Here is a 26,756-nt window from a genome sequence, read left to right on the forward strand (position 1 = left end):
CGCCTGCTAACCCGATAGGTGTTACATGGCAGGCGCAAAAGAGATTCGCAGTAAGATTGCGAGCATCAAAAGCACGCAAAAGATCACCAACGCCATGGAAAAAGTGGCTGTTAGCAAGATGCGCAAGGCACAAATGCGCATGACTGCTGGCCGTCCCTATGCTGAGCGCATCCGTCAGGTGATTGGTCATCTTGCCAACGCCAACCCGGAATATCGCCATCCCTTCATGATCGAGCGCGAAGTTAAGCGTGTTGGTTATGTTGTGGTCAGCAGTGACCGTGGTCTGTGCGGTGGCTTGAACACCAACCTGTTCAAGACTCTGGTCAAGGACATGGCTGGTTTCCGCGAAAGCGGCGTCGAGGTTGATTTCTGTGTTGTCGGCAGCAAGGGCGCGTCGTTTTTCCGCACCTTTGGCGGCAACGTGGTTGCAGCCATCAGCCAACTCGGTGAAGAGCCGTCGATCAATGATCTGATTGGCAGCGTCAAGGTCATGCTGGATTCCTACCTAGAAGGTCGTATCGACCGTCTGGCCGTGGTCTCCAACAAGTTCGTCAATACCATGACGCAGAAGCCGACGGTGGAGCAATTGATTCCGCTGGTGGCTGATCCGGATCAAGAACTGAAGCATCACTGGGACTACCTCTACGAACCCGATGCCAAAGAGCTGCTGGACGGCTTGATGGTGCGCTACGTGGAATCCCAGGTTTATCAATCCGTGGTGGAAAACAGTGCCTGTGAGCAGGCAGCCCGGATGATTGCGATGAAGAACGCTACTGACAACGCCGGTGATCTGATCAGCAATTTGCAGCTGATCTACAACAAGGCGCGTCAGGCAGCGATCACTCAAGAGATCTCGGAAATCGTCGGCGGCGCTGCCGCGGTCTAATTTACAGGAGCCAGCTATGAGTAGCGGACGTATCGTTCAAATCATCGGCGCCGTTATTGACGTGGAATTCCCACGCGAAAACGTACCGAGCATCTACAACGCGCTGAAAGTACAAGGCGCGGAAACTACTCTGGAAGTTCAGCAGCAGCTGGGCGACGGCGTAGTTCGTACCATCGCGATGGGTTCGACCGAAGGCTTGAAGCGCGGTCTGGACGTTATCGACACTGGCGCAGCCATCTCCGTACCGGTCGGTAAAGCGACCCTGGGCCGGATCATGGACGTACTGGGCAACCCGATTGACGAAGCTGGCCCGATCGGCGAAGAAGAGCGTTGGGGTATCCACCGCGCTGCACCTTCGTTCGCAGAGCAAGCAGGCGGCAACGACCTGCTGGAAACCGGCATCAAGGTTATCGACCTGATCTGCCCGTTCGCCAAAGGCGGTAAAGTCGGTCTGTTCGGTGGTGCCGGTGTAGGCAAAACCGTAAACATGATGGAACTGATCCGTAACATCGCCATCGAGCACAGCGGTTATTCCGTGTTCGCCGGTGTGGGTGAGCGTACTCGTGAGGGTAACGACTTCTACCACGAGATGAAGGATTCCAACGTTCTCGACAAAGTAGCCTTGGTCTACGGTCAGATGAACGAGCCACCAGGCAACCGTCTGCGCGTAGCACTGACCGGCCTGACCATGGCTGAGAAGTTCCGTGACGAAGGTAACGATGTACTGTTGTTCGTTGACAACATCTACCGTTACACCCTCGCCGGTACTGAAGTATCTGCACTGCTCGGCCGTATGCCGTCTGCCGTGGGTTATCAGCCGACTCTGGCCGAAGAAATGGGTACCTTGCAAGAGCGTATCACTTCGACCAAAAACGGTTCGATCACCTCGATCCAGGCCGTTTACGTACCTGCGGATGACTTGACTGACCCGTCCCCGGCGACCACCTTCGCCCACTTGGACGCCACCGTCGTTCTGTCCCGTGACATCGCCTCGCTGGGTATCTACCCGGCAGTAGATCCACTCGACTCGACTTCGCGTCAGCTGGATCCGCTGGTTATCGGCGTTGAGCACTACGAGACAGCTCGTGGCGTGCAGTACGTTCTGCAGCGTTACAAGGAACTGAAGGACATCATCGCGATCCTGGGTATGGACGAGCTGTCGGAAGCCGACAAGCAGTTGGTATCCCGTGCGCGTAAGATCCAACGCTTCCTGTCGCAGCCGTTCTTCGTGGCTGAAGTCTTCACCGGTGCCTCGGGTAAATACGTTTCCCTGAAAGACACCATCGCAGGCTTCAAAGGCATCCTCAACGGTGACTACGACCATCTGCCAGAACAAGCGTTCTACATGGTTGGTGGTATCGAAGAAGCCGTCGAGAAAGCCAAGAAACTGTAATCCGTGCGCCCGGCAACGGGCGCTCACGTGAGGCAAGCATATGGCCATAACAGTCCATTGCGATATCGTCAGTGCGGAAGCGGAGATTTTTTCCGGTCTGGTTGAGATGGTCGTAGCACACGGCAGCCTGGGTGACCTGGGTATTGCCTTGGGCCACGCGCCATTGATCACTGATTTGAAGCCGGGCCCAATCCGGGTGATCAAGCAGGGCGGCGAATCCGAGGTGTTCTACATCTCTGGTGGCTTCCTGGAAGTGCAGCCGAACATGGTTAAGGTCTTGGCCGATACCGTGCTGCGTGCTGCCGATCTGGATGAGGTGGCTGCTCAGACGGCGTTGAAAGCTGCTGAGAAAGCGTTGCACGAACGAGGCGCGGACTTTGATTACTCCGCCGCTTCGGCCCGCCTGGCAGAGGCTGCAGCTCAGCTGCGGACACTCCAGCAGGTACGCAAGAAGTTCGGCGGCTAATCCCGTCAGGCTTCAGCGCAAGCGAGTAAAAGGGTAGCCTTGGCTACCCTTTTTCTTGTCTGTCATTTACCCGTTCCAAGGAATTCAGGAAGCTCAGCATGTCTCTCGATATCGTCATTCTTGCCGCCGGACAGGGCACTCGCATGCGTTCGGCGCTGCCTAAAGTACTGCACCCAGTGGCTGGCAAGTCCATGCTTGGGCATGTAATCGACACTGCCCGTCAGTTGCAGCCGCACAGCATCCAAGTGGTGATTGGTCATGGTGCCGAGGCGGTGCGTGAGCGTTTGGCGGCGTCTGACCTGAATTTCGTCTTACAGGCCGAACAGCTGGGGACTGGGCATGCTGTGGCACAGGCCCTGCCGGCCTTGAGTGCCGAACGCGTACTGATTCTGTATGGCGATGTGCCGCTGATCGCAGCCGAAACCCTGCAGCGTTTGCTGGCGTTGGTCAGCGATCAACAGCTGGGCCTGCTCACCGTGCAGTTGGCGGACCCAACGGGCTATGGTCGAATTGTTCGCGGTGCCGACGGGCAAGTCGAAGCCATCGTCGAGCACAAGGATGCCAATGCCGCGCAACGCGCCATCAGCGAAGGTAATACCGGCATTCTCGCCGTGCCGGGCAAACGTCTGGCGGACTGGCTGGGGCGTCTGTCCAACAGCAATGCCCAGGGTGAGTATTACCTGACCGACGTGATCGCCATGGCCGTAGCCGACGGCTTGGTGGTGGCCACCGAGCAGGCCAGCGATGAAATGGAAGTGCTGGGTGCCAACGACCGCATTCAGCTGTCTCAGCTCGAGCGCCATTATCAATACCGCGCTGGCCGCTGCCTGATGGCTCAGGGTGTGACCCTGATCGATCCCGCGCGCTTCGATTTGCGTGGCGAAGTTACTGTGGGTCGCGACGTGCTGATCGACATCAACGTGATCCTCGAAGGCCAGGTGGTGATCGAAGATGGCGTGCACATCGGCCCCAACTGCGTGATCAAAGACAGCGTCCTGCGCCAGGGCGCCATCGTTAAAGCCAACAGCCATTTGGACGGCGCCGACGTGGGTGAGGGTGCCGACTGCGGTCCGTTTGCCCGCCTGCGACCGGGCAGTGTGCTGGGTGCCAAGGCTCACGTCGGCAACTTCGTTGAGCTGAAAAATGCCAAGTTGGGCGCGGGCGCTAAAGCCGGGCACCTCAGCTATCTGGGTGATGCCGAGATCGGCGCGCGTACCAACATCGGTGCGGGCACCATCACCTGCAACTATGACGGCGCCAACAAGTTCAAAACCGTGCTGGGTGAGGACGTGTTTATCGGCTCCAACAGCTCCCTGGTAGCCCCCGTGAACCTGGGCGACGGCGCCACCACCGGAGCCGGTTCTACCGTCACCGCTGATGTGCCGGCCAACACCCTGGCAGTGGGCCGCGCCAAGCAGCGCAACATCGATGGCTGGAAGCGTCCGGTTAAGCTGACGAAATAGTGAAAGGTAGGACGGGTTGAGCGTAGCGATACCCATGCCGCGCAATTGACGGGTTACGCCTGAGGCTAACCCATCCTACGGCCTTTGGTCGTGTTCCAGCTTGACGCAAAAGCTTCATTAGGTTTTGATTCGCTTTAATAACTTTCGAATCGAAACTTTCGCATGTCCAAGCGCAACACCCCGCAACGACGACATACCATTCTTGCCCTGCTCAGCGAGCAAGGCGAGGTGAGTGTCGATCAGTTGGCCCGGCAGTTCGAAACCTCGGAAGTGACCATCCGCAAGGACCTCGCTGCCCTGGAAAAAAACGGTCTACTGCTGCGCCGTTACGGTGGTGCGGTACCGATGCCGCAGGAACTGATCAGTGAACCCAGTCAGCCTGTCTCGGCCTATAAGCAGGCGATTGCCCGCGCGGCAGTGGGCTGCATTCGCGAGCATGCGCGGATCATCATCGACAGCGGCACCACCACTGCGGCGATGATCCCGCAACTAGGCCCCAAGCCCGGCTTGGTGGTGATGACTAATTCGCTGAACGTGGCCCGTGCGCTGAGTGAACTGGAGCACGAACCGGTGTTGCTGATGACCGGTGGCACCTGGGACCCACATTCGGAGTCCTTCCAGGGCCAGGTGGCGGAGCAAGTGCTGCGTTCCTACGATTTCGACCAGCTGTTTATCGGTGCCGATGGCATCGATCTGGCCCGTGGCACCACCACCTTCAACGAGCTGCTCGGTCTTAGCCGGGTCATGGCCGAGGTGGCGCGGGAAGTCATCGTCATGGTCGAGGCCGACAAGATTGGCCGCAAGATTCCCAATCTGGAGCTGCCCTGGAGCAGCATCCATACCCTGATAACCGACGAGCGCCTCCCTGCTGAGGCCCGTGAACAGATTGCCGCGCGCGGGGTCAACCTGATCTGCGCCGCGACTCAAGCCAAGTAAGGAGCAAATCTATGTGTGGCATTGTGGGCGCCATCGCCGAACGGAATATCTCAGCCATCCTGGTCGAAGGTCTTAAACGCCTGGAGTACCGTGGTTATGACAGCGCCGGTGTGGCGATTTTCAGCACTGACGGTCAGCTGCAGCGCTGCCGCCGTACCGGCAAGGTCAGTGAGCTGGACCAGGCCCTGGCCGGTCAGCCCTTGCTCGGCCGCTTGGGCATTGCCCATACCCGCTGGGCCACTCATGGCGCACCGTGTGAGCGCAATGCTCACCCGCATTTTTCCGGTGAAGATCTGGCCGTGGTGCACAACGGCATCATTGAAAACCACGAAGCCCTGCGTCAGCGCCTGCAAGCGCTCGGCTATGTGTTCAGCTCCGATACCGACACTGAAACCATCGTCCACCTGCTGCACCACAAGCTGAAAGAGCACGCCGACCTGGCTGACGCACTGAAGGCGGCAATCCCTGAACTGCACGGTGCCTATGGCTTGGCAGTGATCAGTGCGCAGCAGCCGGATCGTCTGCTCGCCGCCCGTAGCGGTAGCCCGCTGGTGATCGGTCTGGGCATGGGCGAGAACTTCCTCGCCTCTGATCAGTTGGCCCTGCGCCAGGTTACCGACCGCTTTATGTACCTGGAAGAAGGCGATATCGCTGAAATCCGCCGCGACAGCGTGCAGATCTGGGATCAGCACGGCCAGTCGGTACAGCGCGAACAGGTGCAATATCACGAAGGCGCCGAGGCGGCCGACAAGGGCGCCTATCGCCACTTCATGCTCAAGGAAATCCACGAGCAGCCCAAGGTTGTGCAGCGCACGCTAGAAGGTCGCTTGGGTTCCGATCACGTCCTGGTGCAAGCTTTCGGCCCGCACGCCGCGGAGCTGTTTGCCCAGGTCAAGAACGTACAGATCGTTGCCTGCGGCACCAGTTATCACGCTGGTATGGTTGCCCGCTACTGGCTCGAAGAGCTGGCCGGTATCCCTTGTCAAATCGAAGTGGCCAGCGAGTTCCGCTACCGCAAGGTGGTGGTTCAGCCGGACAGCCTGTTTGTCAGCATCTCCCAGTCTGGCGAAACCGCCGACACCCTGGCGGCCCTGCGCAATGCCAAGGAGCTGGGTTTCCTCAGCAGTCTGGCGATCTGTAACGTCGGCACCAGCTCCTTGGTGCGTGAGTCGGCACTGACTCTGCTGACTCAAGCCGGCCCGGAAATTGGCGTGGCCTCGACCAAAGCCTTCACCACTCAGCTGGTCGCCTTGCTGCTGCTGACCCTATCCCTCGGTCAGGTACGTGGCACCCTTAGCAAAGCCAACGAAGCCGAGCTGGTGGACGAACTGCGCCGCCTGCCAACGCGTCTTGGCGAAGCCCTGGCGATGGACAAAACCGTAGAGAAAATCGCCGAGCTGTTCGCCGAGAAGCACCACACCCTGTTCCTCGGCCGCGGCGCGCAATACCCGGTGGCGATGGAAGGCGCGCTCAAACTCAAGGAAATCTCCTACATTCACGCTGAAGCCTACCCTGCCGGGGAGCTCAAGCACGGCCCGTTGGCCCTGGTCGACAGCGATATGCCGGTGGTTACCGTGGCGCCGAACAACGAGCTGTTGGAGAAGCTCAAGTCCAACCTGCAGGAAGTCCGCGCCCGCGGTGGCGAGCTGATCGTGTTCGCCGATGAGCAAGCCGGCATGAGCAATGGCGAAGGCATCCACGTGGTCAACATGCCGCATATCCACGACGTGCTAGCGCCAATCCTTTACACCCTGCCGTTGCAACTGCTGTCTTACTACGTCGCCGTGCTCAAAGGCACCGACGTCGACCAGCCGCGCAACCTGGCCAAGTCGGTGACCGTGGAGTAAGTCCACCCGGTTTAGCGCCGCTCAGCGATCAATCTCAGAGCGGAGGCCGGCGCCTGGGGTGTCGGCCTTGCTGGTGCTAAGGCTCCACGGGTTGAATGCCCGGCATCCGCCAGGTGCCGTTGAGCACCTCTGCTTTGGGCCAATAGAGGCGCCCGGTGATGCTGAAGGCGCCGCTGGCTGGAATCGGCAGCCAGTTGTCTGAAGTGCTTCCCGGGGCTTCGTTTTGTAAAAGAATGTCCAAGGAACCATCCGCATTGAAGTGCAGCGGATCACGGTCACCAATGGCGTAGCGGTTAACTGGGTTGGCAATAAAAAAGCCATCCTGGTCATAGGCCGTCAAGGACCAGAAAGCCTGGACGGGAGGCAACTGCCCGGCAGCAAAATGCAGCCGGTAACGCTGACCGCCTTGCAGAGGCTGGCCATTTTTGTCCTGGCGAGCATTGGGATAAACCGCGTCATCGGCCAGGTTGGCGCCCAGACCGATCATTGCCACCACCGCGCGGAAGCCATAATCCTGGGCATAGTGACCGATGTTCATCGGCGGTTGACGCCAGCCTTCGCGTAGCCCGTGCGGATCGTCCAGGGCCTGTTGCAGTTTGTACTCAGCGAGCCACATGCCGAGCTCGATCATCTCTGTCCGCCAGGTGCTCCAGGCCGGCATGGGCTGGCCGGGTTGCAGGCCGAGCTGCGCCAGAGCGGCAAGAGCCTGGGTGTCCTGAGGTTGGGCTGGATTGCTTTGCAGCAACTGCTGCAGGCGAGTGAAGAACGCCGTGGCGTCCAATGTCCGCATCTGGAACAGCGGCGGTAGTGAACTCTGTGCGGGGATCTTGGCATTGCTGGCGCGGGCTTGCTTGCCAGCCTGCCACTGGCTCAGTGGGGTCAGGTGCATCTGTTGTTGAATTAGGTGCACGTTGGCGTAGTCGGCTTCGCCATTGGTTTGCACCCGACCCAGTAGCCAGGCCATGGTCGTCGGTGCGCGCAGCAGGGTCACATCAGCGGGCGGCGTGCCCCGCCAGGTCGGGCTGGCCAGTAAAAAATGCCCGGCATGGCTGCCGCTGGTGCGGGGGCCTAGGCTGGCAAACACGTTGGTCCAGCCATCCAGCAGTTGCAACACGTAGTAACGCTGGGTGGCGGGTACGTCGAGCACCAAGGGTTCCTCTGCCAGGTCCAGCCAGGCCAGGGTGTACAAGGTGTCGACATTGGGGCGCACAACATCGCGGAAGCTTGCGTCGGGAAAGCGCGAGATCTGCACCAGTTGATTGGCCGGTGCCATGTTGTCGATAAAGCTGGCCCGGGTGAGGTCCATCATGACCAGCGGGTAACCGAACACATAGCCTTGTGCAGCGAGGCGAATCAGCCCGCACTGGCTGAACAGTACGGCCAGTACCACGGCGGCCAGCAGGGCCAACGCCGCCGCAAGCTGCTTGGCGCGCCGGCCACGGGATGGGCGAACGGTCATTAATGTCCCCAGCGGCGCAGGGCATCAGGGGTGAAATCCATGCTGCTGGCTGTCTCACCAAAGACGATGGCGCCGCGTTCACCATTGGTCATCAGGCTGCTCAGGTAGCGGCCATTCTGCAGGTCATGGATGGTTTCCATAGCGCCCCAGGGAATTTGCCGGCTGTAGAAGTTCATCGCGTAACCCAGCGAAACCCGCCACAGGTGGCCGCGATTGTCGTAGTGGTCGGCGAGGGCAATTTGCCAGCTGTCTTCGTCGATGTAGAAGGTGCGTTTGGCGTACACGTGGCGTTGGCCTGGCTTGAGCGTACCTTCCACGACCCACACCCGGTGTTTCTCGAAACGTGTCAGATCGGGGTTGAGGTGACCCCCTTTAAGAATGTTCTCGTAGGGTTGCTGGCGATCAAACAGACGGTAGCTGTTGTAGGGGATCAGCAGTTCGCGTTTACCCAGCAGTTTCCAGTCATAGCGATCCGGGGCGCCGTTGTACATGTCGAGGTTGTCGGTGGTTTTCAGGCCTTGGCTGTTACTGCCGGGGCTGTCGTAGGCGAGGGTTGGGGCGCGACGCACACGGCGCTGGCCGGCATTGTAGATCCAGGCCCGGCGCGGTTCGCTGACTTGGTCCAGGGTCTCATGCACCAGGTTCACGGTGCCGGCGGTCAGGGCAGGGGCCAGGGTTTTAGACTTGTAAAAGAACAGCAGGTTGGCCCCCGGCTCCAGGTCGGTAATGGTCGGGCCGAAGTTCAACTGGCTTTCTGTGCGGTACAGGCCAAAGTTGCCGTCGCGCTCCACTACAGCCTGATTACTGATGGCGCGGATGCTACCGCCGCGGTAGCGGGTGATGTGGTTCCACACCACCTCAACACCGCTGGTTGGCAGGGGAAAGGGTACGCCCTGCTGGAAGTGCAAGACGCCGTTGCCGCCGTTGGCCAGCTCGGTTTTAACAGCATTCTCGGCCGTTGCGTTGTACACCGCCGCTGGGTAAGAGGCGCTACGACGGGTTGGGTAAACCGGCAGACGCAGGCTTTGCGGATGCTGTTTAAGCATGGCCTGCAGGCCCGGAGTGAGCAGGGCCTCGTACTGCGCCATGTTGGCAGCGGTGACGCTGAATACGGGTTGGTCTGCTGCATACGGATCTTTCAGGCTGCCGTCTGCGAGTTGGGCAGATGGGGTAGCCGGCAACCCGCCTTGCCATGCCGGGATACTGCCGTCGGCGTTAGCGCCGCGCTCGGCACCGATCGGGGTGAGGTCACTATTCAGTCGTGCAGCTTGGTCTGGGCTGACGACGGCGAAGGCCGGGGTGGCGCAGAGCGCCAGGGCGATCAGAGAATGTCTAAACATGTGCAAACTCCTCAGAAACTCATGCTGACGCTGAACGCCAGGTAGTCGCGGTCATCGACGGTGCTGTAGTCGTTACTGCCAAAAAAGCTGGTCCAGCTGGCATTGGCTTTGTAGCGATCCAGATACACCGCTTGCAGGCCGAGGGTGGTCGCCATTTGGCCTTCCTCGAAGGGACCGGCAGGTTGGTAGGAGTAGCCGTCCACGTCGTGGCGAAACGCCAGGCTCGGGCTGATAACCACTGCCGGCAACAGATTGCTGTAGTCCAGCTGACCGACCAGGCGGTAGCCCCAGGAGTCGGCAGTGACAAAGCCGTCATTACTGCAGTATTGATTGGTCACCAACGGGCTGCTGTTGCAGGCCCCGCCTCCAACCGGAGTACCTGGCCCCAGCGCCGAGGAGCGGCCATAGCGCAGGGCGTCGAGGTTGGCGACATGCACATAGCCAAACTCACCCACCAACTTCAGTTGATCGGCGCCAAGCACCTGGCTGAAGAACCGCGTCAGGGTTACTTGGGCCTGGGTCACGGGCAGACGCGTATAGCCCTGCAGGCTTTGGTTGAAGTTGGCGCTGTTGCCTGAGCCGCCCGGCAGCAACAGCTCAGTGGCCGGGCTGCTGGCTTGCAGCAATGCGGCGGGCAAGAGGTCGTTGACGTTGATTTGTACCGGCAGATTGGGCCGGTAGCTCACCTCCCCGGACAGCGCCAGACCGTTCTCCAGGCTGGTGTTGAAGCTCACTCCATACAGGCGAATGTCTTCGGGGTAGACCGCGTTGTAGCTGGCGCCGTGGATGAATACCGGCAGGCCGGCAACATAACGGCCGGGAAAGAAGTTGGCCTCGGCCGTGGGGGTACCCAGGGCCAGTCGGCTGTAGTCGGCCGAGGTACCGCTGACGTACACCAGGCGGCTGTGATAGTTCATGGCATAGAGGCCGAACTCGGTGTCGTTCAACCAGTCGGCGTAATAGCGCAGGGCCAGGCCGAACTGGCCATCATCACTCGGCAGGTCATCGGCCGTGCGCTGGATGGCCATATTTGCGCCCACCGGCACCGGATTGCCAGTCCCATTCAGTTGCTCGTTTTCGCCAATCACGGGCGACGTCACTATGGGTCCGCAGCCAGGCTGTACGGCATCGGTAATGGAGAAAAAGGTGCCGCAGCCGTCGATCACGGTGGGACGCCAGTTGAGCTGATAAAAGCCTTCGATGCTCAGGCCCTGGCCCAGATCAAAATTGGCCTGAAGCATTTCCACCGGCAGCAGCCCTTCCTTGATTTCGACGCCAGGGCGGTTGAACGCACTTTGGTCGAGAGGGCTGATGCTGTTGATGCCGCCGAGAATAAAGGTGCTTTCGCCCCAGCTCAGGACTTGGCGTCCGAAGCGCATGTCCAGTGCATGGCCGGCCACCTCGGTACTGCCAAATACGTAGCTGTCCAGCCAGCTGAAACCTTTGAAGCGCGCTTGTTCAGGAAAGCCGCTGTCATCAAAGTCACTGAAGCGTCCGTTATGGGCTGCCAGTTGCTGGTCGTACCAGTACTTGGCCGACACACGCACGCCGACTTGGCCGTATTCCAGCTCCAGTTCACTGAGGCCTTTGTAGGGGTTGGAGATCACATCACCCTTGTCGAAGTTCAGCCGGCCATTGTCGGCGTTGGGTGAAATTCCCCGACCGTTGGCCTGGCCACTGAGGAGGCCGTCGGCATGGGTATAGAGGCTGTGATCCGGAGCCTGGGCGCTGATGCTCGCGCCGGCACTGAGGGTGGTGTCCAGCTTGCCAGTCAGCTCGCCTTCGAACGCATCGAAGGTGTAGGCCTGGGTCTGTGCGCTGCTCATGGCAGCGACAACAGCAATCGTTAGCAGCGACGGAGGCATGTGCTTGCAGGTCATGATGCGTACCTTCTTGTTGTGTTCCCGCCCGCGAGGGTGCATCTGGGCGCGACTTAAGCTTCGCTATCAAGGTAATCTTATGACACAAAGAGTGCCAATACACCAATATCTACATGGGTGTTATGACACTATAAACGCCACTATGCCGACAGCCATGGGGTGAAAATGGCAAAATGCCGAGCGCATAAAATTCCTCGGTGCGAGCACGTTGTGTTCAGCATGGCAGGGCGAATCATGGCTTCCACCCCTCGAGTGAAATTAAGGATAAATAGATGAGCCCAAGCCCCAGCGCTGAAGCCCCAACCGATGGCCGTAAAGCGCGTGGTCAGGCCAGCCGGCGCAAGTTGGTGGCGGCGATGATTGCCTTGGTCAAGGAAGGCAAGGTCGCGCCGACGGCCGAGCAAGTGGCGACCCGCGCAGAGGTTGGCTTGCGCACGGTGTTTCGCCATTTTGATGATATGGAGAGTCTGTACCGCGAGATCTCCACGGAAGTGATGCAGCTGATCACGCCGCAAATGAACAAACCCTTCAAGGCTGAGGATTGGCGCGGGCGCCTAGATGAAGTGATTGAGCGGCGCAGTAAAATGTTCGAGGCCATTCTGCCGTTTCGTATCGCCACCGAAGCCCTGCGCCACACGTCGCCAACCTTGCAGCAGAACCAGGCGCTGCTGGTGCAGTTGCAAGACACTCTGCTGCGCCGGGTTTTGCCCGAGGCCTTGCAACAGGATCCGGTGTTGTTTGCTGCGCTCAACTTGGTGCTGGGTGCCGGTACCTGGCAACAACTGCGTGTTGAGCAGAAGCTGGACAAGGTCACCGCCCGACGGACCATGACCCTGCTTGTCCATGGGCTGCTCGCCCAACAGCCTCAGTAACCTTTGGTGCTACTCCACCGCTACGCGCAGGCCGCTGCGGCGCAGGCGTGGCAGGTTGAGGCTGAGTAACTCCAGGCCGCCCAGGGGTTTCAACCAGTTGCTCAGTGCTAGCTGATCAGTGGCGGACATCGCCTGATAGCTGTCCAGGGCTCGCTGTGCCATCCATAGGGTATAGGGCAGCGCCGCCCGGCGCAGGGTGCCCTGCGGTGTGTAGATATCAATGTCATCCAGGCCGCGGGGCAAGGGTTTACCCGCCGGGTAGTGTGGGAGCAGCTCACTGACCCGTTGCTGAATGCTGGCCAGCATGGGCACAAACTCGGCAAACACCACCCGCAAAATCGGTTCTAGCGTGGCTGCGATGGCGTCGTTGGCCAGCAAGGGTTGGGCCTGCACGTTTATTGGCGGATTAGCCATGCGCTCGATCCAGGCGCGCAGGTGGGGGCGCGGTGCTACCAACTCGCGGGCGGGCCAGGGGTCGCGGCCGAGGTGGCCGTACATAGTCCCGACCAGGCCATAGTCAGCCAGGGTCGGGTGGCCTCCGAGCAGATAATCCTGTGCCGCGAAATGGCGCTCCAGCAAGTCGAGCATGTTCTCGGTCCAGGCATCCAGCACGGCAAATTGCTCAGGCCGCACACCGGCGCTGTGCAGTTTGCCGCGCATGGCTTTGGCGGGGTAGGCAGCGGCTAGGCGTTGGATAAACCCAGGAAAGTGCGGAAGCAGGTTGGGGCCGGCGTCGTGTTCCCACAGTGCATAGTTCTCTGCATGGCTCCAGCGCGTGTGCATGGCCACGGGAATCCACCACTCATCACCCCAGGCCTCCAACAGGTAGGCGGTAAAACGTTGAATGGGCGTTGTTGGCACCACTGGCGAGGCAGGATAGAGCGCCTCCAGATGGTCAATGATTACGCTGGAGTCCTGCAGCCATTCGGCGTCCGGGGTGCACAGCACCGGCATCACCACCACACCAGTGTGCCGTTTGATGGTGCGCATCAGGGTGAACAGGTCGACCTGCTGATCGACATAGGGGATGCGTTTGTAATTCAGATAGCAGCGCACCTTGCCGGTGAAATAAGACAGGTGCCAGCCGTACAGGGTGAAGGCGTTAGTCATGTGCAGGCCTTTGCCAACCAGGGCGATGAGGGTGGGAAGGAGTTGGGTGCGCCGGCTTAAACCAGTTTTTTCCACAGCGCATCCGGCATGTGCCCAAAGAGCGGGCGTAGCCACTTCCAGGGGAATGCAGGCACCACACCGAGGGCCTTGCCTTTTTCAATCACGTCGACCATTTCCCGGGCGGCCTGCTCGGCGGTGACAGCGAACGGGTACTTGTCGATCTTTGGCATGATCTCGGTGATCACGAAGCCCGGCAGGATCTTGGTGATACCAATGTTGTGGCGCTTTAGTTCGACGCGTGCGGCATCCAGGTACATCGAGAAGCCGGCTTTGCTTGCGCAGTAGGCGGCTTGCTTGGGCATGGCCTGCAGCGCTGCCAGAGAGGAAATTCCGACAATCCGGCCAGCGCCTGCAGCGATGAAATGCTCGGCCGCCGCATTGACGGTGGCAATGGCGCCCAGCAGGTTGGTCTGCAGCACTTGTTGTTCCTGCAGCAGGCTGCCTTTGCCGATGGCTGTGAAGGCGTTGACGCCGGCATTCACCACCACGGTATCAACCTGGCCCAGCTCAGCGAACAGACTGTGCAAGGTTGGGCCGACGCTGGCAGTCATATCGACGTCGAGGGCGGCAATGGCGATCTTGCGAGTGCCGTCGCCGAGCGGCTGCAGCTCTTCGCGCAGTTCTTCGAGGGCCCTCAGGCGTCGTGCGGTCAGGCCTAAGTGATAGCCGCGGCGGGCAAACTCGACAGCGAGTGCGCGGCCGATGCCGGATGAAGCGCCAGTGATGACTACGGTGCGGTTCATTGCGGTTCCTGTAGGTGGTTGCTGCTGTGGATGACGTTGATAAGTGCTCGGTGTAGCGGTTCACGCGGGTTGCCCTGGGCCGGTTGGCGCTTTGTTCGGGTGGTCGGGAGGGCGCTCAGCGCACGTAGATTCGCGCTAAACGTCCCATGGACGACCAATAAAGATCGCGGCCCCAGCCACTGCTGGGAAACACCACGCCTTGGGTCAGACCACCGCTGCGCACACGGCCACGTTCGCGGCCGTTTTCGATATCCAGCACCACCACTTCTTCCGCGTGTCGGCGGTAGTCATTGCAAACCACCTCGCCACTGTCGGGGTACAGCAGCATATGGCTGGCACAACCGAACGCCGATTTGTGCCACAACGCGGTCAGCGTGTTGTTGGCGGTGTTGAAGCGCCACGCTTGCAGGTGACGATTGGCCGAGTCGTAGCCCAGCACGATCTGCCGCGTGGGGTCGAACAGGGGCGGGTTGGTGATGCTGCCACCGGGCAAGCCACTGATCGGCAGGCACTGCTGGTCACGGCTGTCGCTCAGGGAGACGCGGATCAGCCGATTGGCCGTGGGGCTGACGCCCGCACCGATCATGCGGTAGCGGTAGCGGTGCTTGCCGTTGTCCATAAACCAGGCGTTACAGCCATCGATGACCACATCCCAGCCATAGCTTTGCTGGCTGGCACCGATGTAGTCGAACTGCCAGTCGGGGTCGCGCTGCAAGCGTTGGTGCTGTTCGTCCCAGTGGTAGCGCATGATCGAGCGCACACCCACCACATACAGGGTATTGCCGCTGGCACTCAGGCGGGCAATCGACGGCTCCGGGCAGTCGATGGGTGCGCCAACCAATTGCAGCGTCTGCGGATTGATCACGCAGAGGCCGGCGGGGTGGCTGTCTGACAGGTTTTTGCAGACCAACAAGCCATTGTCGAGGATGACAAAGGAGTTGTAGGGCTGATTGAGTGGTAAGCGCAGCGAGCCGAGTAACTGGCAGTGGCGGTTGAGGCGGTGCAGGTAGCGGCCATACACCACATAGAGGTCGCCGTTGCGATGAATGGCCATGCCGCCCGGCCACATCGGCCCGCCGGCCAGGCGTGGTGAGCGCTGCAGTGTTTGCAGGCTGAGCGGGTCAATCCGCTCGACGCAGGCGCTGGTGGGCAGGCCGATGTGGGCACGCAGGGCGGAGTGAGTCAGCAAGTACACCTCGCCCGGAGCCCCCAGCACGGTCATGGTCGACAGTAGGGTATTGCGCGTCACGCACTGCAGCTGTTCACCCTCGCGCAGCTGCAAGCCAGCTGTGCCATGGGGGGCTTGCAGGCGTTCGGGGCCGCCATCCTCGCCGGGCCAGGGGCTGGCAAAGTAGCCGTTGCCACTCATGACTGGCGCCGCCGCCGACGGCGATACCACACCCCGCCTGCTATCAGGGCGGCGAGTAGCAGTGCGGGTTTGAGCAGCAGTGGCAGGAAGACGTTGACTAGGGCGTTGATCTGCACTTGGCTGATCGGGTCATAGCCGGCCGGCATCGGCAGCACGCCGTTGGCATTGGCATAGGCGGCATAATCGGCCTGCATGGCGAGAAAGCGTTCAGGCATCTGTTGTTGCAGGTCGTGAACTTCGCCGGGGTCCTGACGAATGTCGTACAGGTGCCAACGGTCATCCCCGACCGGCGGAATGTTCTTCACCAGTTTGTAGTCGCCCTTGAAAATGACGGCATTGCCGGAGAGTTCGTAACCGATCGGCTGCTCCGGTGGGTGTGCGCTGGGTGTCTGGCCCTGGAGCACACCCAGCAGGCTGCGGCCGATCATCGGCTCAACCTGGCGGCCCTGGTACTGGCCAGCCGGTGGTTGCAGGCCGGCCAGGGCCAGCAGGGTGGGGGCCAGATCGGTGACATGGGCAAAGCTGTGCTGGATCTGATTGGTCGCGGCGCCCGCTACGCCAGCGATGATCAGCGGTACTCGCAACCCGCCTTCGCCCGCATAAAACTTGTAAGTACTTAACGGCGACGCTGCCGCACTGGCCCAGCTTGGGCCAATGATCGCGTAGGCGCCCTTGCTGCCCAGTCGTTCGAGGCTGCGGTCGTATTGCCAGTCCAGCCAGAGTTGGCCGGAGCGCACGGCATAGGGATCGGAGGCCTCGGCGCCATTGTCGGAGAGGAACAAAAACACCGTATTGTCGTACTGGCCACTCTTGCGCAGATAGTCGACCAACCGGCCAACCTCATGGTCCATGGCGTCGGCCATGCCGGCATAGACCTCCATGCGTCGGGCCTCATAGGCTTGCTCGCTTTCGCTAAGGGCATCCCAATCGGTGGTGCTGGCCATTTCGACCATGGCGGCTTCTTTGCCGATCAGCCCCAGATCAATTGCACGCTGGCGGCGCTGTTGGCGCAACACATGCCAGCCGGCGTCATATTGACCGCGGTACTTGTCGATAAAGGCGCGTGGCGCCTGCAGCGGAATGTGGTTGGCCTGGAAGGCGATATAGGAAAAAAACGGCTGTTGTGAGCCACGGTTGGATTCTATGTGCTCAATGGCCTTGTTGATGAAAAAGGTCGAGGAGTAATAGTCGGCCGGCAGCGAGGTCAGGGTCTTACCTTCCTCGTACCAGGCTACCTGGGGTTTGAGCATCAGATAGGGGCGCATTTCCCAGTTATCCGAACCGCTGTCGGCCTGGATCAGCGAGCGTTCAAAACCGCGGGCGGGGGGCAGGTTGCGCGGCTCGTGGCCCAGGTGCCATTTGCCCGAGACATAGGTGTGGTAGCCACTGTCGCGCAACAGGCTGGCGACTGTTACTACGCGGTCGTTGAGTACGCCCTCATAACCAGGTTGCCCCTCATGGGACAAGGGGATGGTTTCCGGCATGTTGCCTACGCCGTTGCGGTGATTGTCCACGCCGGTCATCAGCATCGAGCGGGTTGGCGCACATGAGGCAGCCACGTGGAAGTTGGCAAAGCGTGTACCCTGAGCAGCGAGGGCATCCAGGTTGGGCGTGGCGATTTCACCACCGAAGGCACCCACATCGCTGAAGCCCCAGTCGTCTGCCAGCAGCAAGACAATATTGGGACGTTTCTCCGCCGCCTGGGCCAGGTTGCCCACAAGCGCCAGCGTGGCCATGGCCAGGCAGCCGAGACGCCAGCGCGCGCGGCTTTTCATGCCGGGCTCCCAGTCGTCCCCAGCGGCCGCCAGTGGAGAAAACCGAACAGCAGCGTCAGGCCAATGCTGGCCGCCAGTGGCCCTTGGTACTGCTTGATCTTGGCAAAGGCGATGGGCACCTCAATGGCATGTACCACCAGCATGATCACGGCGATTTTTTGCAGGATCGGCCCGGCACCAAAGGGCAGTTCCACCACCAGTGCGAGCAAGGCCAGCAGGTACAGGGCAAGGCAGTTGGCTTTGAGAAAGCGGTTCATGGTGACCTCGTTCTGAGGGGGCAAAGTGCCCGATTATGGAGATATGGACGACGCGTATTGAGTATGGCCAAGGTCGCGAATTGCGCCGATGGGTTTAAGTGCATGCTGTCATTGTGCGGCGATTTCGTCTATATAGTGACACTTATAGTGTCACAACATTGCCGTGTATGGTGCTGTTCCGAATCGACCATGGGCCGGACACTGGGCTATAAATATAGTGGCACCTTAAATGCCAATTTGAGCTTGATTATGCCGAGGGTGAAAAATGAATCGTCGTCTGTTGTCGCTGGCGCTCGTGGTTGTCACATTGGCGGCAGCTGGGCTCTATCACTGGCGTGCTCCGCTCAGCGTGTTGTTGGTGCCGCGTTTTGCTCAGGAGCGTTTCGCAGCGCAACCGCTGCAGGCACTGGCAGATGGTTTGCACGTGGGTTTGTGTGGTGCCGGCTCGCCATTTCCCGATCCGCAGCGCAGCGCCCCCTGCACCTTGGTGATCGCCGGCACGCGGCTGCTGGTGTTCGATGCGGGCATTACGGCGGCACCGACCATCAGTCGCATGGGCTTTGATCCTGGTCAGATCGAGGCGCTGTTTCTGACCCACTTTCATTCCGACCATATCGGTGGGCTTGGTGAGGTCATGTTGCAGCGCTGGGGGACAGGCAGTCATACCGAGCCGCTGCCGGTATACGGCCCGATAGGTGTGAAGTCGGTGGTTGATGGCTTTATGCAGGCCTATCGGCAGGACCATCTTTACCGCATCGCTCACCACGGCCCGCAGGTGATGCCGCCCAGCGGTTTCGGTGCTCAGGCCAGAACCTTTGCCGCCGTGGGCCCTGAGCGCCGGGTGGTGCTGATTGATGAGCCCGACCTGCAGGTGGTGGCGTTCAGCGTCGAACACTCGCCGGTTGAGCCGGCGGTTGGCTACCGCATTCGTTACAAGGATCGCAGCCTGGTGATCAGTGGCGATACCCGCAAGTCAGCCGCCGTGCAGCGCGAAGCGGCAGGCGTGGACCTGTTGTTGCACGAGGCCTTATCCCCCGAGCTGACCGCGTTGCTTGGGCGTGCCGCGGCTGCGGCCGGGCGCAATAATCTGGTGAAAATCTTCGCCGACATTCCCGACTATCACACCACGTCTGAGCAGGCTGCCGAGATCGCTCGGGATGCGGGTGTCGGTTATCTGCTGCTCAACCACATTGCACCGCCGCTGCCGATTCCGGGTTTGCAGCAGGCGTTTCTTGGTCAGGCTGAGACGATTTATGCCGGCGGCGTGCGGGTTGGCATCGATGGTGACTTCATCAGTTTGCCGACGGCCTCCAAGGCCATTCAGCAGAGCAACCTCTTGTGACCCTGGTCGGTGTGAGTCGGCCTGACATGACTTCAAGGAGCCTATGAGATGAAGCGTTTTGCCTGGGGGTTAACCCTCGTCGTGGTCTTGCTGGGGGTGGCCTTTATGGCGGTGGGTGGGCGTATGGGCGCTCTGCTGCTATTTGCTAAATATGGCCTGCATACGGACGCCGCGCCGAACCAGGCGGTGCACTGGCCAACAGCCAGCGCTGGCCCCGGAGCGACTGATGGGCCACGGCCGCCGAATATCGTTCTGATTGTTGCCGATGACCTTGGCTATAACGACCTCAGCATTAATGGCGGAGGGGTGGCGGGTGATGCGGTACCGACACCCAACATCAATTCCATTGCCGCCAACGGCATCAACTTCAATCGCAGTTATGCCGGCAATGCCACCTGTTCGCCGTCACGCGCGGCGTTGCTGACGGGCCGCTATCCGACGCGTTTTGGCTTTGAATTCACCTCGGTGCCGCTGACCTTCTCGCGTGTTATCGCCAACAGTAAAAGTGCCGGCATACACCCCGCGATTTATCACGCGGAACGTGAGCCGGCGATGCCCGCCTATGAGGCGCAAGGGGTGCCGACCAGTGAAATCAGCATTGCCCGGTTGCTCAAACAATCGGGGTATCGCACGTTGCATTTGGGTAAGTGGCACCTGGGCGAGAACCAGCAGTTTCGACCCAATGCCCATGGTTTTGACCAGAGCCTAGGGTTTCTGGCCGGCGGCTCGATGTTTCTGCCTGAGGACGATCCGCAGGTGGTCAATGCCCAACAAGAGTTCGACCCTATCGATAAGTTTCTCTGGGCGGTAGCGCCGTTTGGGGTGCGCTTCAATGACAGTGAACCCTTCAAGCCCAACGGCTACATGACCGATTACCTGACGGATGAGGCGCTGAAGGCGATCAAAGCCAACCGTGAGCAGCCGTTCTTTCTCTACCTGGCCTACAACGCGCCACACACGCCATTGCAAGCGACCAAGGCCGATTACGACGCCCTGCCGCAAATTAAGGACCATACCCGCCGCGTGTATGGCGGCATGATCCGCTCCCTGGATCGCAACATTGGTCGGGTGTTGGCCGAGCTCAAACAGCAAGGCCTGGATGACAACACCCTGGTGATTTTCACCAGCGATAACGGCGGTGCCAACTACATTGGCCTCGACGGGCTGAACCATCCTTACCGTGGCTGGAAGGCGACGTTCTTCGAGGGCGGAGTGCGGGTACCGCTGTTTATGCAGTGGCCCGGCAAGATTGCTGCTGGTAGTCACTTCGATGAGGCTGTTAGTCACTTTGATATTTTTGCCACAGCCGCCGCGGCGGCCAAGGCTGCGTTACCCAGTGACCGGGTTATTGATGGCGTGGACTTGATGCCCTTCGTTCAGGGCACGCGTCAGGGTGCTCCCCATGAGCAGCTATTCTGGCGCTCAGGGGCATACCAGGCCGTGCAGGCGGGTGACTGGAAATTGCAGGTCAACGCCACTCAGCAACTCGACTGGCTGTACAACATCAAGGACGACCCGACGGAGCAGCACAACCTGGCTAGCGCTCGACCGGAGCAGGTACAGGCCCTGAAAAATCGTCTGGCGACGTTTAACCAGGCCCAGCAGGCACCGTTGTGGCCGGCTGTACTGGAAGCGCCGATTCTGATCGACAAACCGATGAATCGGCCACAGTCCGCCGATGACGCCTTTATTTATTGGTCCAACTGAGGTTTTTGCCATGTCCACTCTTGTTGCTGCCATCGATCCAACCCGCGAAAGCCTGAGCCGTTTTGTGGCTGAGGTACCTTCAGGACAGCCCGTGCTGATGCTTAACCTGCTGCGTTTTCGCGAGCAGGCCGGTTATGACGACGCCGCAGATTCAGCGGCTCCCTGCAGCGGACGTGAGGCCTACGCCGAGTACTCCCGGCAGGTGTTACCCCTGTTGCACGCTGTTGGTGGTCAGCCCTTTTGGCTGGGCAAGGCGCACTGTGCCGTGATCGCGCCTGCAGGCGAAGATTGGGATGAAGTGCTGCTGGTGAAGTACCCGCACAAGGAGGCGTTTCTGCAGATGATTCAGTCGCCGGCCTACCGCGCGATTGTTCATCACCGCACCGCGGCACTGGCCGACTCGCGGCTTGTGGCGACCACCGAGGCGCCGGTTAGCGCATAAGTTTCGGTAGGGGATTCACATAACCTGCCGATTGGTTTTCTGCTGCGGAGCTGTGCATGAAAGTCGCCCTTGGTGTCGCCATTACCCGCTTACTCACCAGTCACGGCTTGCGTGACAGTCGCCGCCTGTTGGCGGCGCTAGCGCGGCGTTGGCGTGGTGGTAAAGCCACGGTGCACTACTTCCATCAGGCCGATGACCCTTATAGCCATCTGCTGGTTCAGGTCTTGCCCGCCGTGTTGGCCAATTACCGCGTCGCGCTGCAGGTGCACCTGGTGCCGCCACCGGACGCTGCGGCAGCCCCTGAGCGCGAGCGTCTGCAGGCCTGGTCCCGGCGCGATGTGGCGCAGTTGGCGAGCCATCTCGGCTTGACCTTTGTCGATCGTGGCGAGCAGCCCACGCCCGGTTTGCTGGCACTGGCGGAGCGGGCGTTGGCGGCGGCCCTTGATGACGCCGATGTGCTTACCCGCGTCTGCGCCATCGGTGGCGCGTTGTGGAGCCGTGACGAGACGGCGCTGCAGGCATTGGCTACGGCGTCCGATCCTGCTGCACCGGCGGCCCAGCTCGCCGCAGGCAGTCATCGGCGTGCCCGCGGGGGCCATTATCTGGGAGCCATGCTGTGGTTTGACGGCGAGTGGTTCTGGGGCGTTGATCGCCTGCCGCATCTGCAGCGGCGTCTGGTCGAGCTCGGTTTCGGCCTGGTCGCCAACGCACCTCCCGTGCTGCCCCAGCGCGAGGTGCGGTGTCGGGTAAAACCACGCAATGGCGTGCGGCCGCAGCTGCACTTTTATTGTTCCTTGCGCAGCCCTTACACCTATTTGGCCGTGCCACGTATGCGTCAGTTAGCCGAGCATTATGGCGCCGACCTGTGCCTGCGGCCGGTGTTGCCGATGGCCATGCGCGGGTTGCCGGTACCTTTGGCCAAACGCCTGTATATCGTCCGCGATTGCAAACGTGAGGCCGATCGCCTGGGGCTGCCCTTTGGGCGTATTGCCGACCCCTTGGGCGCCCCCACCGAGCGAGGCCTGGCCGTGTTGTTCAAGGTCATGGAGCAACACCGGGATGCCAGCGAGTTCCTCGAATCATTTATGCGTGGCGTGTTTGCTGAGGGCATTGATGCTGGCAGTGAGTCGGGTTTGTTGCGGTTGGCCCAGCGCGCGGGGCTGGACCAGGCCTTGGTGCAAGCGGCCTTGGCCGATGATGGCTGGCGCGTCGAGGCCGAAGCCAACCGCAGCGAAATGTTTGCTTTGGGGTTGTGGGGCGTACCGTCGTTTCGCGTCGATGGGCAGCCAATACAGTGGGGTCAGGACCGCTTGTGGTTGATTGAGCGCGATCTGGTCGCAGCGACGTCCGCCGCCGGTTAAGCCTGCGGCGCTCTGCCGATATTCGAACAGGATTGGGGCTGAGTGGGTGAGATTTTAGCGTGCGGCAGGATCGACCTGCCGCAGGCGCGCCGCGAACTCGGCGTGAGCGGCCAGGTCCACCGGTCGGTGTTTGACCGTGCTGCTTGGTGGGTAGTGGGCGGTGCAATTATCGCCCTTGTGGTTGAGAGCCGGGCGAATCGGTCGCGGGCTGAAACCGCCGCCGCAGTTCGGGCAGACGTTCTCCAGCAGGGCCACGCAGGCGGCGCAGAAGGTGCATTCGAAACTGCAGATGCGTGCGTCCTCAGCCGCCGGTGGCAAGGCCTGGTTGCAGTGTTCACAGCTAGGGCGCAGTTCGAGCATGGCGGTCATCCTGGGTGGAGTAACCGCCGTTATAAGCCAGCCTGCCAGTGCTGCCAAGCGCGTGGCCTGCAAGCACCGGGATAGACCTCGTTCAGGCAGTCTGGTTCTGGCTGATGAAACGCATCATCCATTCGGCCACGGCGCTGCCCTGGTGGGCTTGGTCGAGGCTGTCGATGGCGCTCTGGTAGAGGCTGGGCTCGTAGGCGTGGCGGCGCAATACCAGCAGGTCGCGGGAGTAGTCGTGGAAGAACTCCGGGTGGCCCTGGAAGCACAGCACCTGATCACCAATCGCGTAGGCGGCGTTCGGGCAGAACTCGCTGGAGGCCAGCAGGGTGGCGCCCTGCGGTAGCTGGGTCACTTGGTCCTGGTGCCAGATCATCATGTCCAGGGTGTCGGTTTGCGGATTCATCCAACTGGGCTTTTGCGTTACTTGGTAGCGGTGAATGCCCATGCCCCAACCCTGGCTGGCGCGCTCGGTCTTGCCGCCCAGCAGCAGGGCCAGCAACTGGTGGCCAAAGCACACACCGAGCAGCTTGTCGCCACGCTGGTAGAGCTTGAGCACATAGCCACGCAGGGTCTCGATCCACGGGTCGCTGCCGAACGAGTCGGCTTTGCTGCCGGTGATCAGGTATGCATCGTAACGTTTGTCCTCGGGCGGGTATTCGCCCTGGACCACGTTATAAACCTCAAACTCTGCCGCAATCGGTTGGGTGGCAAAGAGTTGCTGGAACATGTGGCCGTAGCCTTTGTACTGGTCGACCAGTTCCGGGCGAATGTTATCGGTTTCCAGGATGCAAATGCGCTGTGGCATAGGGGGTGACACCTCACTTAAGAGTCAAAAGGCGTTTGATATATTTAATGCGTCGTCTTGTTTTACTGAACACCTTGGCCGCGCATTATTCACGCACTGGCCCCCCGCGGAAAGATGCCCGGCGAGTATTTTTTTACCCTTTGTCGGCTTGCCATTATTGCCCTGTGCACGGGGCCAATCGAACCCCCGAAAACAGCCCTTGGCGACCCCACCAGAGGCTTTGATTCTGGGCATTAAGCCTGCTGTTAATCAACGCCCTGCGCGGTCGAATTGGCCTGCTGGCCGCGCGAACTATTTAGCGAGGGGCGTTGTTCAATAGTCGACCTTGCCGCGTCCGGCTTTGATGCTGCCGCGCTGGCTTTTGCCTTCCAGGCGGCGCTTCTTCGAGCCGAGGGTCGGCTTGGTGGGCCGCCGCGCTTTTTCTACTTTGATCGCCGCCAGAATCAGCTCTTTCAACCGCTCCAGGGCGTCGCCGCGATTCTGCTCCTGGGTGCGGTATTGCTGGGCCTTGATGATGATCACGCCATCGCTGGTGATGCGCTGGTCGCGCAGGGCCAGCAGGCGCTCCTTGTAGAACGGCGGCAAGGACGAGGCCTGGATATCAAAGCGCAGGTGCACGGCGCTGGACACCTTGTTGACGTTTTGCCCGCCGGCACCCTGGGCGCGAATGGCGCTCAGTTCGATCTCGCTGTCGGGCAGGTGCACGTTATTGGAGAGCAGCAACATAGGCGGTGGACGGCTGGATCAGGGCGCACAGAATACCCCGATTGAGCGGCACTGGCCGCGTCGCGTGGTCGTGCAGAGCGTGGAAAATAGTTTTCTCCAGCGTGTAACGCCAGACGCGCCATTGGCTCTAGTGAGGTGTCGGCACTGAACGATTCAGGCCCGCCGACTACCCCACCCCACAGAGTCGAGGATTTACCCATGAACGCTAAAAACACCGTAAGCATGACTGGCGCAGCATTGGCCCTGGCCGCCGCCGGCTTGTTCGCCAGCTTGTCGACCCAGGTGGTGGCCGAAGAAGCCAAGGTGCATTGCTACGGCATCAACGGCTGCAAGGGCCAGAACGATTGCAAGACCGCAGAAAACGCCTGCAAAGGTCAGGCTGTCTGCAAGGGCCATGGCTTCAAGGCCACCACCCTGGCCGAGTGCAATGCTGCCGGCGGTAAAGTCGGCGAGTAAGTCGGTGGGCGGTGGCCTGGTGCAGGCCACCGCAGCCATTGATCGATGTGGAGTTGAGCATGCAGCCAGCGACAACCTGCCTCGGCTATGGCCTGGGTTTACGCAGTGAGTACTATCAGGAGATTCTCGAACACCGGCCGCCGGTCGATTGGTTCGAGGTGCTCTCCGAGAATTATCTGGTCGAGGGTGGCAAGGCGTTGTACTACCTCGACGCGATCGGCGAGCACTACCCGTTGGTCATGCACGGTGTGTCGTTGTCGATCGGTGGCCCGCACGCCCTCGACCTGGACTACTTGCAGCGCCTCAAGCAATTGGCGGCCCGCGTTCAGCCGCAATGGATCTCCGACCACCTGTGCTGGAGCCGCGGCAACGCCCACCAGTTGCACGACCTGCTGCCGCTGCCGTACAGCGAAGAAAGCCTGCAGCATGTGGCTGCGCGGGTGCGCCAGGTGCAGGACGTGCTGGAGCGGCCACTGGTGCTGGAAAACGTCTCCAGCTACCTACGCACCGCCAACGATCAATTCAGCGAGTGGGAGTTTATCGCCGCCCTCAGCGAGCTGAGCGGTTGTGAACTGCTGCTGGATGTTAATAACGTCTACGTCAGCGCGCGCAATCATGGCTTTGATGCGTGGGATTTTATCCGCGCGCTGCCGGCGCAACGGATTCGGCAAATCCATCTGGCCGGGCACAGCGACTACGGCGACTATGTGGTCGATACCCATGACCAGCCAGTTTGCGACCCGGTCTGGCAACTGTATCAGCGCACCCTGGCACACCTGGGGCCGGTGGCCACGATGATCGAACGCGATGACCATTACCCGCCCTTTAGCGAGCTACTGGCCGAACTGCACAAGGCCCGGACGCTTGGCGAGGCGGCGCTACAGGGGCGTACTCCATGCGCCTGAGCGATTGGCAACAGGCCATTGAGGCCTACTTGCTCGGTGCTGATGCCGCGCCGACTGCTGCGTTGCAGGCCAGCCTGATCGGCAGTCCGAGCCTCTCGGTAACCCAGGGCTTGGCGATTTATCACCATGCCTACCGTGCACGGTTGCTCGGCGTTATGCGCGAAGATTTCCCGGCCGTGCGCTACTGGTTGGGTGATGAAGACTTTGCGACCTTGGTGCTGGCGTATTTAGCAGCCAACCCGTCGCAGCACTTCAGCCTGCGTTGGTTGGGCGAGCGCTTTGCCGGGTTTATCGCCCAGCACTATGCGGCCGAGGCTGCGGCGCCGTTGGTCGAGCTGGCCAACCTGGAGTGGGCCTTCACCCTGGCCTTCGATGCGCCGGCTGGCGAGCCCTTGAGCCTGGCGCAAATGGCCGAGTTGGCGCCAACCGAGTGGCCCGCTTTACGGGTGCAATGGCTGCCTTGCGTGCAGCCGTTGCCGCTGTACTACAACAGCGTGGCGCTCTGGCAGGCCGCTAAAAGCGAAGCCGAGTTTCCCCTCAGCGAGCGTTTAGCTCAGCCAAGCTTGTGTCTGGTTTGGCGCCAGCAACAGGTCTGCCACTACCGCAGCCTGGGTAGTGACGAAGCTAGCGCCTTGCAGGGCATGTGCGATGTCGGCTGGAGTTTTGCCGAGTTGTGCGAACAGTTGGCCGGGCAAGGTGAGCAGGCGCCGCTGCTGGCGGCCGGCTGGCTCAAGCAGTGGCTCAGTGACGGCTTATTGCAGCGCTGTGCTTAGCCAGATGCCGAAGAGGA

Annotated in this window: 25 protein-coding genes; 14 read left to right on the forward strand and 11 right to left on the reverse strand. The window is 60.7% G+C overall.

What is annotated here, in order from left to right:
* Positions 1-25 precede the first annotated feature (25 nt).
* The 6 genes from atpG (at position 26) to glmS (ending at position 6,991) form a co-directional block, all read left to right on the forward strand.
* Positions 26-886 (forward strand): F0F1 ATP synthase subunit gamma, encoded by an 861-nt coding sequence (atpG, locus tag AC56DI_RS14715; protein WP_324520948.1) that lies wholly within the window; start codon positions 26-28, stop codon positions 884-886.
* A gap of 16 nt (positions 887-902) precedes the next feature.
* On the forward strand, positions 903-2,279 hold the full coding sequence (atpD, locus tag AC56DI_RS14720; protein ID WP_324520950.1) for a F0F1 ATP synthase subunit beta: 1,377 nt from the start codon (positions 903-905) through the stop codon (positions 2,277-2,279).
* Positions 2,280-2,319: 40 nt separating this feature from the next.
* Positions 2,320-2,745 (forward strand): F0F1 ATP synthase subunit epsilon, encoded by a 426-nt coding sequence (locus AC56DI_RS14725; protein ID WP_324520951.1) that lies wholly within the window; start codon positions 2,320-2,322, stop codon positions 2,743-2,745.
* Between the two features lie 98 nt (positions 2,746-2,843).
* A complete protein-coding gene (glmU, locus tag AC56DI_RS14730; RefSeq protein ID WP_496346829.1) occupies positions 2,844-4,208 on the forward strand; it encodes a bifunctional UDP-N-acetylglucosamine diphosphorylase/glucosamine-1-phosphate N-acetyltransferase GlmU in 1,365 nt (454 codons plus the stop codon).
* Between the two features lie 162 nt (positions 4,209-4,370).
* Entirely contained in the window at positions 4,371-5,144 is a 774-nt protein-coding gene (locus AC56DI_RS14735) for a DeoR/GlpR family DNA-binding transcription regulator (protein ID WP_496346830.1), read from the forward strand.
* 11 nt (positions 5,145-5,155) lie between these two features.
* Positions 5,156-6,991 (forward strand): glutamine--fructose-6-phosphate transaminase (isomerizing), encoded by a 1,836-nt coding sequence (gene glmS / locus AC56DI_RS14740; protein ID WP_496346831.1) that lies wholly within the window; start codon positions 5,156-5,158, stop codon positions 6,989-6,991.
* Positions 6,992-7,067: 76 nt separating this feature from the next.
* On the opposite strand, the gene AC56DI_RS14745 is transcribed toward glmS, so the two are convergent.
* From AC56DI_RS14745 to AC56DI_RS14755, 3 genes are read right to left on the reverse strand one after another with little or no spacing between them, the layout of a single operon-like run.
* Entirely contained in the window at positions 7,068-8,450 is a 1,383-nt protein-coding gene (locus tag AC56DI_RS14745) for a DUF1254 domain-containing protein (RefSeq protein ID WP_496346832.1), read from the reverse strand.
* Complete coding sequence (locus tag AC56DI_RS14750; RefSeq protein WP_496346833.1) at positions 8,450-9,790, reverse strand: DUF1329 domain-containing protein; 1,341 nt, start codon at positions 9,788-9,790, stop codon at positions 8,450-8,452. The genes AC56DI_RS14745 and AC56DI_RS14750 overlap by 1 nt, the downstream gene beginning before the upstream one ends.
* 11 nt (positions 9,791-9,801) lie before the next feature.
* Positions 9,802-11,670, reverse strand: coding sequence for a DUF1302 domain-containing protein (locus tag AC56DI_RS14755; RefSeq protein WP_496346834.1), 1,869 nt, complete (start codon positions 11,668-11,670; stop codon positions 9,802-9,804).
* Positions 11,671-11,942: 272 nt separating this feature from the next.
* On the opposite strand from AC56DI_RS14755, the gene AC56DI_RS14760 reads away from it, so the two are divergent.
* Complete coding sequence (locus AC56DI_RS14760) at positions 11,943-12,542, forward strand: TetR/AcrR family transcriptional regulator (protein ID WP_496346835.1); 600 nt, start codon at positions 11,943-11,945, stop codon at positions 12,540-12,542.
* Positions 12,543-12,551: 9 nt separating this feature from the next.
* Here AC56DI_RS14760 and AC56DI_RS14765 read toward each other — a convergent pair whose 3' ends face one another.
* The 5 genes from AC56DI_RS14765 to AC56DI_RS14785 all read right to left on the reverse strand — a co-directional run bounded on the left by AC56DI_RS14765 (position 12,552) and on the right by AC56DI_RS14785 (position 17,856).
* Positions 12,552-13,652, reverse strand: coding sequence for a glutathione S-transferase family protein (locus tag AC56DI_RS14765; RefSeq protein ID WP_496346836.1), 1,101 nt, complete (start codon positions 13,650-13,652; stop codon positions 12,552-12,554).
* Positions 13,653-13,708: 56 nt separating this feature from the next.
* On the reverse strand, positions 13,709-14,455 hold the full coding sequence (locus AC56DI_RS14770; protein WP_496346837.1) for an SDR family NAD(P)-dependent oxidoreductase: 747 nt from the start codon (positions 14,453-14,455) through the stop codon (positions 13,709-13,711).
* A gap of 115 nt (positions 14,456-14,570) precedes the next feature.
* Positions 14,571-15,824 carry a hypothetical protein gene (locus tag AC56DI_RS14775; RefSeq protein WP_496346838.1) on the reverse strand — a complete coding sequence of 418 codons (1,254 nt, stop codon included), beginning with the start codon at positions 15,822-15,824 and terminating at the stop codon, positions 14,571-14,573.
* Positions 15,821-17,599 (reverse strand): arylsulfatase, encoded by a 1,779-nt coding sequence (locus tag AC56DI_RS14780; RefSeq protein ID WP_496346839.1) that lies wholly within the window; start codon positions 17,597-17,599, stop codon positions 15,821-15,823. Before AC56DI_RS14780 ends, AC56DI_RS14775 begins: the two co-directional genes overlap by 4 nt.
* The gene (locus AC56DI_RS14785; RefSeq protein ID WP_496346840.1) at positions 17,596-17,856 is read right to left on the reverse strand and encodes a hypothetical protein; all 261 of its coding nucleotides are present in this window, start codon (positions 17,854-17,856) and stop codon (positions 17,596-17,598) included. The genes AC56DI_RS14780 and AC56DI_RS14785 overlap by 4 nt, the downstream gene beginning before the upstream one ends.
* Positions 17,857-18,121: 265 nt before the next feature.
* Here AC56DI_RS14785 and AC56DI_RS14790 point away from each other — a divergent pair, with 265 nt between their 5' ends.
* From AC56DI_RS14790 to AC56DI_RS14805, 4 genes are read left to right on the forward strand one after another with little or no spacing between them, the layout of a single operon-like run.
* On the forward strand, positions 18,122-19,198 hold the full coding sequence (locus tag AC56DI_RS14790) for an MBL fold metallo-hydrolase (RefSeq protein WP_496346841.1): 1,077 nt from the start codon (positions 18,122-18,124) through the stop codon (positions 19,196-19,198).
* Between the two features lie 48 nt (positions 19,199-19,246).
* A complete protein-coding gene (locus tag AC56DI_RS14795) occupies positions 19,247-20,905 on the forward strand; it encodes a sulfatase-like hydrolase/transferase (RefSeq protein WP_496346842.1) in 1,659 nt (552 codons plus the stop codon).
* A 10-nt stretch (positions 20,906-20,915) separates the two neighbouring features.
* Positions 20,916-21,347, forward strand: coding sequence for a DUF1330 domain-containing protein (locus AC56DI_RS14800; RefSeq protein ID WP_496346843.1), 432 nt, complete (start codon positions 20,916-20,918; stop codon positions 21,345-21,347).
* 56 nt (positions 21,348-21,403) lie between these two features.
* Positions 21,404-22,708 (forward strand): DsbA family protein, encoded by a 1,305-nt coding sequence (locus AC56DI_RS14805; protein ID WP_496346844.1) that lies wholly within the window; start codon positions 21,404-21,406, stop codon positions 22,706-22,708.
* Between the two features lie 54 nt (positions 22,709-22,762).
* Here AC56DI_RS14805 and AC56DI_RS14810 read toward each other — a convergent pair whose 3' ends face one another.
* From AC56DI_RS14810 to arfB, 3 genes are all read right to left on the reverse strand, one after another.
* Entirely contained in the window at positions 22,763-23,068 is a 306-nt protein-coding gene (locus tag AC56DI_RS14810) for a DUF1272 domain-containing protein (protein WP_496346845.1), read from the reverse strand.
* A gap of 91 nt (positions 23,069-23,159) precedes the next feature.
* A complete protein-coding gene (locus tag AC56DI_RS14815; protein ID WP_496346846.1) occupies positions 23,160-23,879 on the reverse strand; it encodes an amidotransferase in 720 nt (239 codons plus the stop codon).
* Between the two features lie 312 nt (positions 23,880-24,191).
* Positions 24,192-24,605 carry an alternative ribosome rescue aminoacyl-tRNA hydrolase ArfB gene (arfB, locus tag AC56DI_RS14820; protein ID WP_324521963.1) on the reverse strand — a complete coding sequence of 138 codons (414 nt, stop codon included), beginning with the start codon at positions 24,603-24,605 and terminating at the stop codon, positions 24,192-24,194.
* Between the two features lie 198 nt (positions 24,606-24,803).
* On the opposite strand from arfB, the gene bufA2 reads away from it, so the two are divergent.
* The 3 genes from bufA2 to AC56DI_RS14835 are packed head-to-tail and all read left to right on the forward strand — an operon-like array spanning position 24,804 to position 26,739.
* Positions 24,804-25,061: a BufA2 family periplasmic bufferin-type metallophore gene (gene bufA2 / locus AC56DI_RS14825; protein WP_496346847.1), complete on the forward strand. Its 258-nt coding sequence runs from the start codon at positions 24,804-24,806 to the stop codon at positions 25,059-25,061.
* Between the two features lie 59 nt (positions 25,062-25,120).
* On the forward strand, positions 25,121-25,966 hold the full coding sequence (gene bufB, locus AC56DI_RS14830) for an MNIO family bufferin maturase (RefSeq protein ID WP_496346848.1): 846 nt from the start codon (positions 25,121-25,123) through the stop codon (positions 25,964-25,966).
* Positions 25,957-26,739, forward strand: coding sequence for an HvfC/BufC family peptide modification chaperone (locus AC56DI_RS14835; RefSeq protein WP_496346849.1), 783 nt, complete (start codon positions 25,957-25,959; stop codon positions 26,737-26,739). Before bufB ends, AC56DI_RS14835 begins: the two co-directional genes overlap by 10 nt.
* The last annotated feature ends 17 nt before the right edge of the window (positions 26,740-26,756 follow it).

The sequence above is a fragment of the Pseudomonas sp. BGA-UO-ETr-WB11 genome (genome assembly GCF_059567785.1).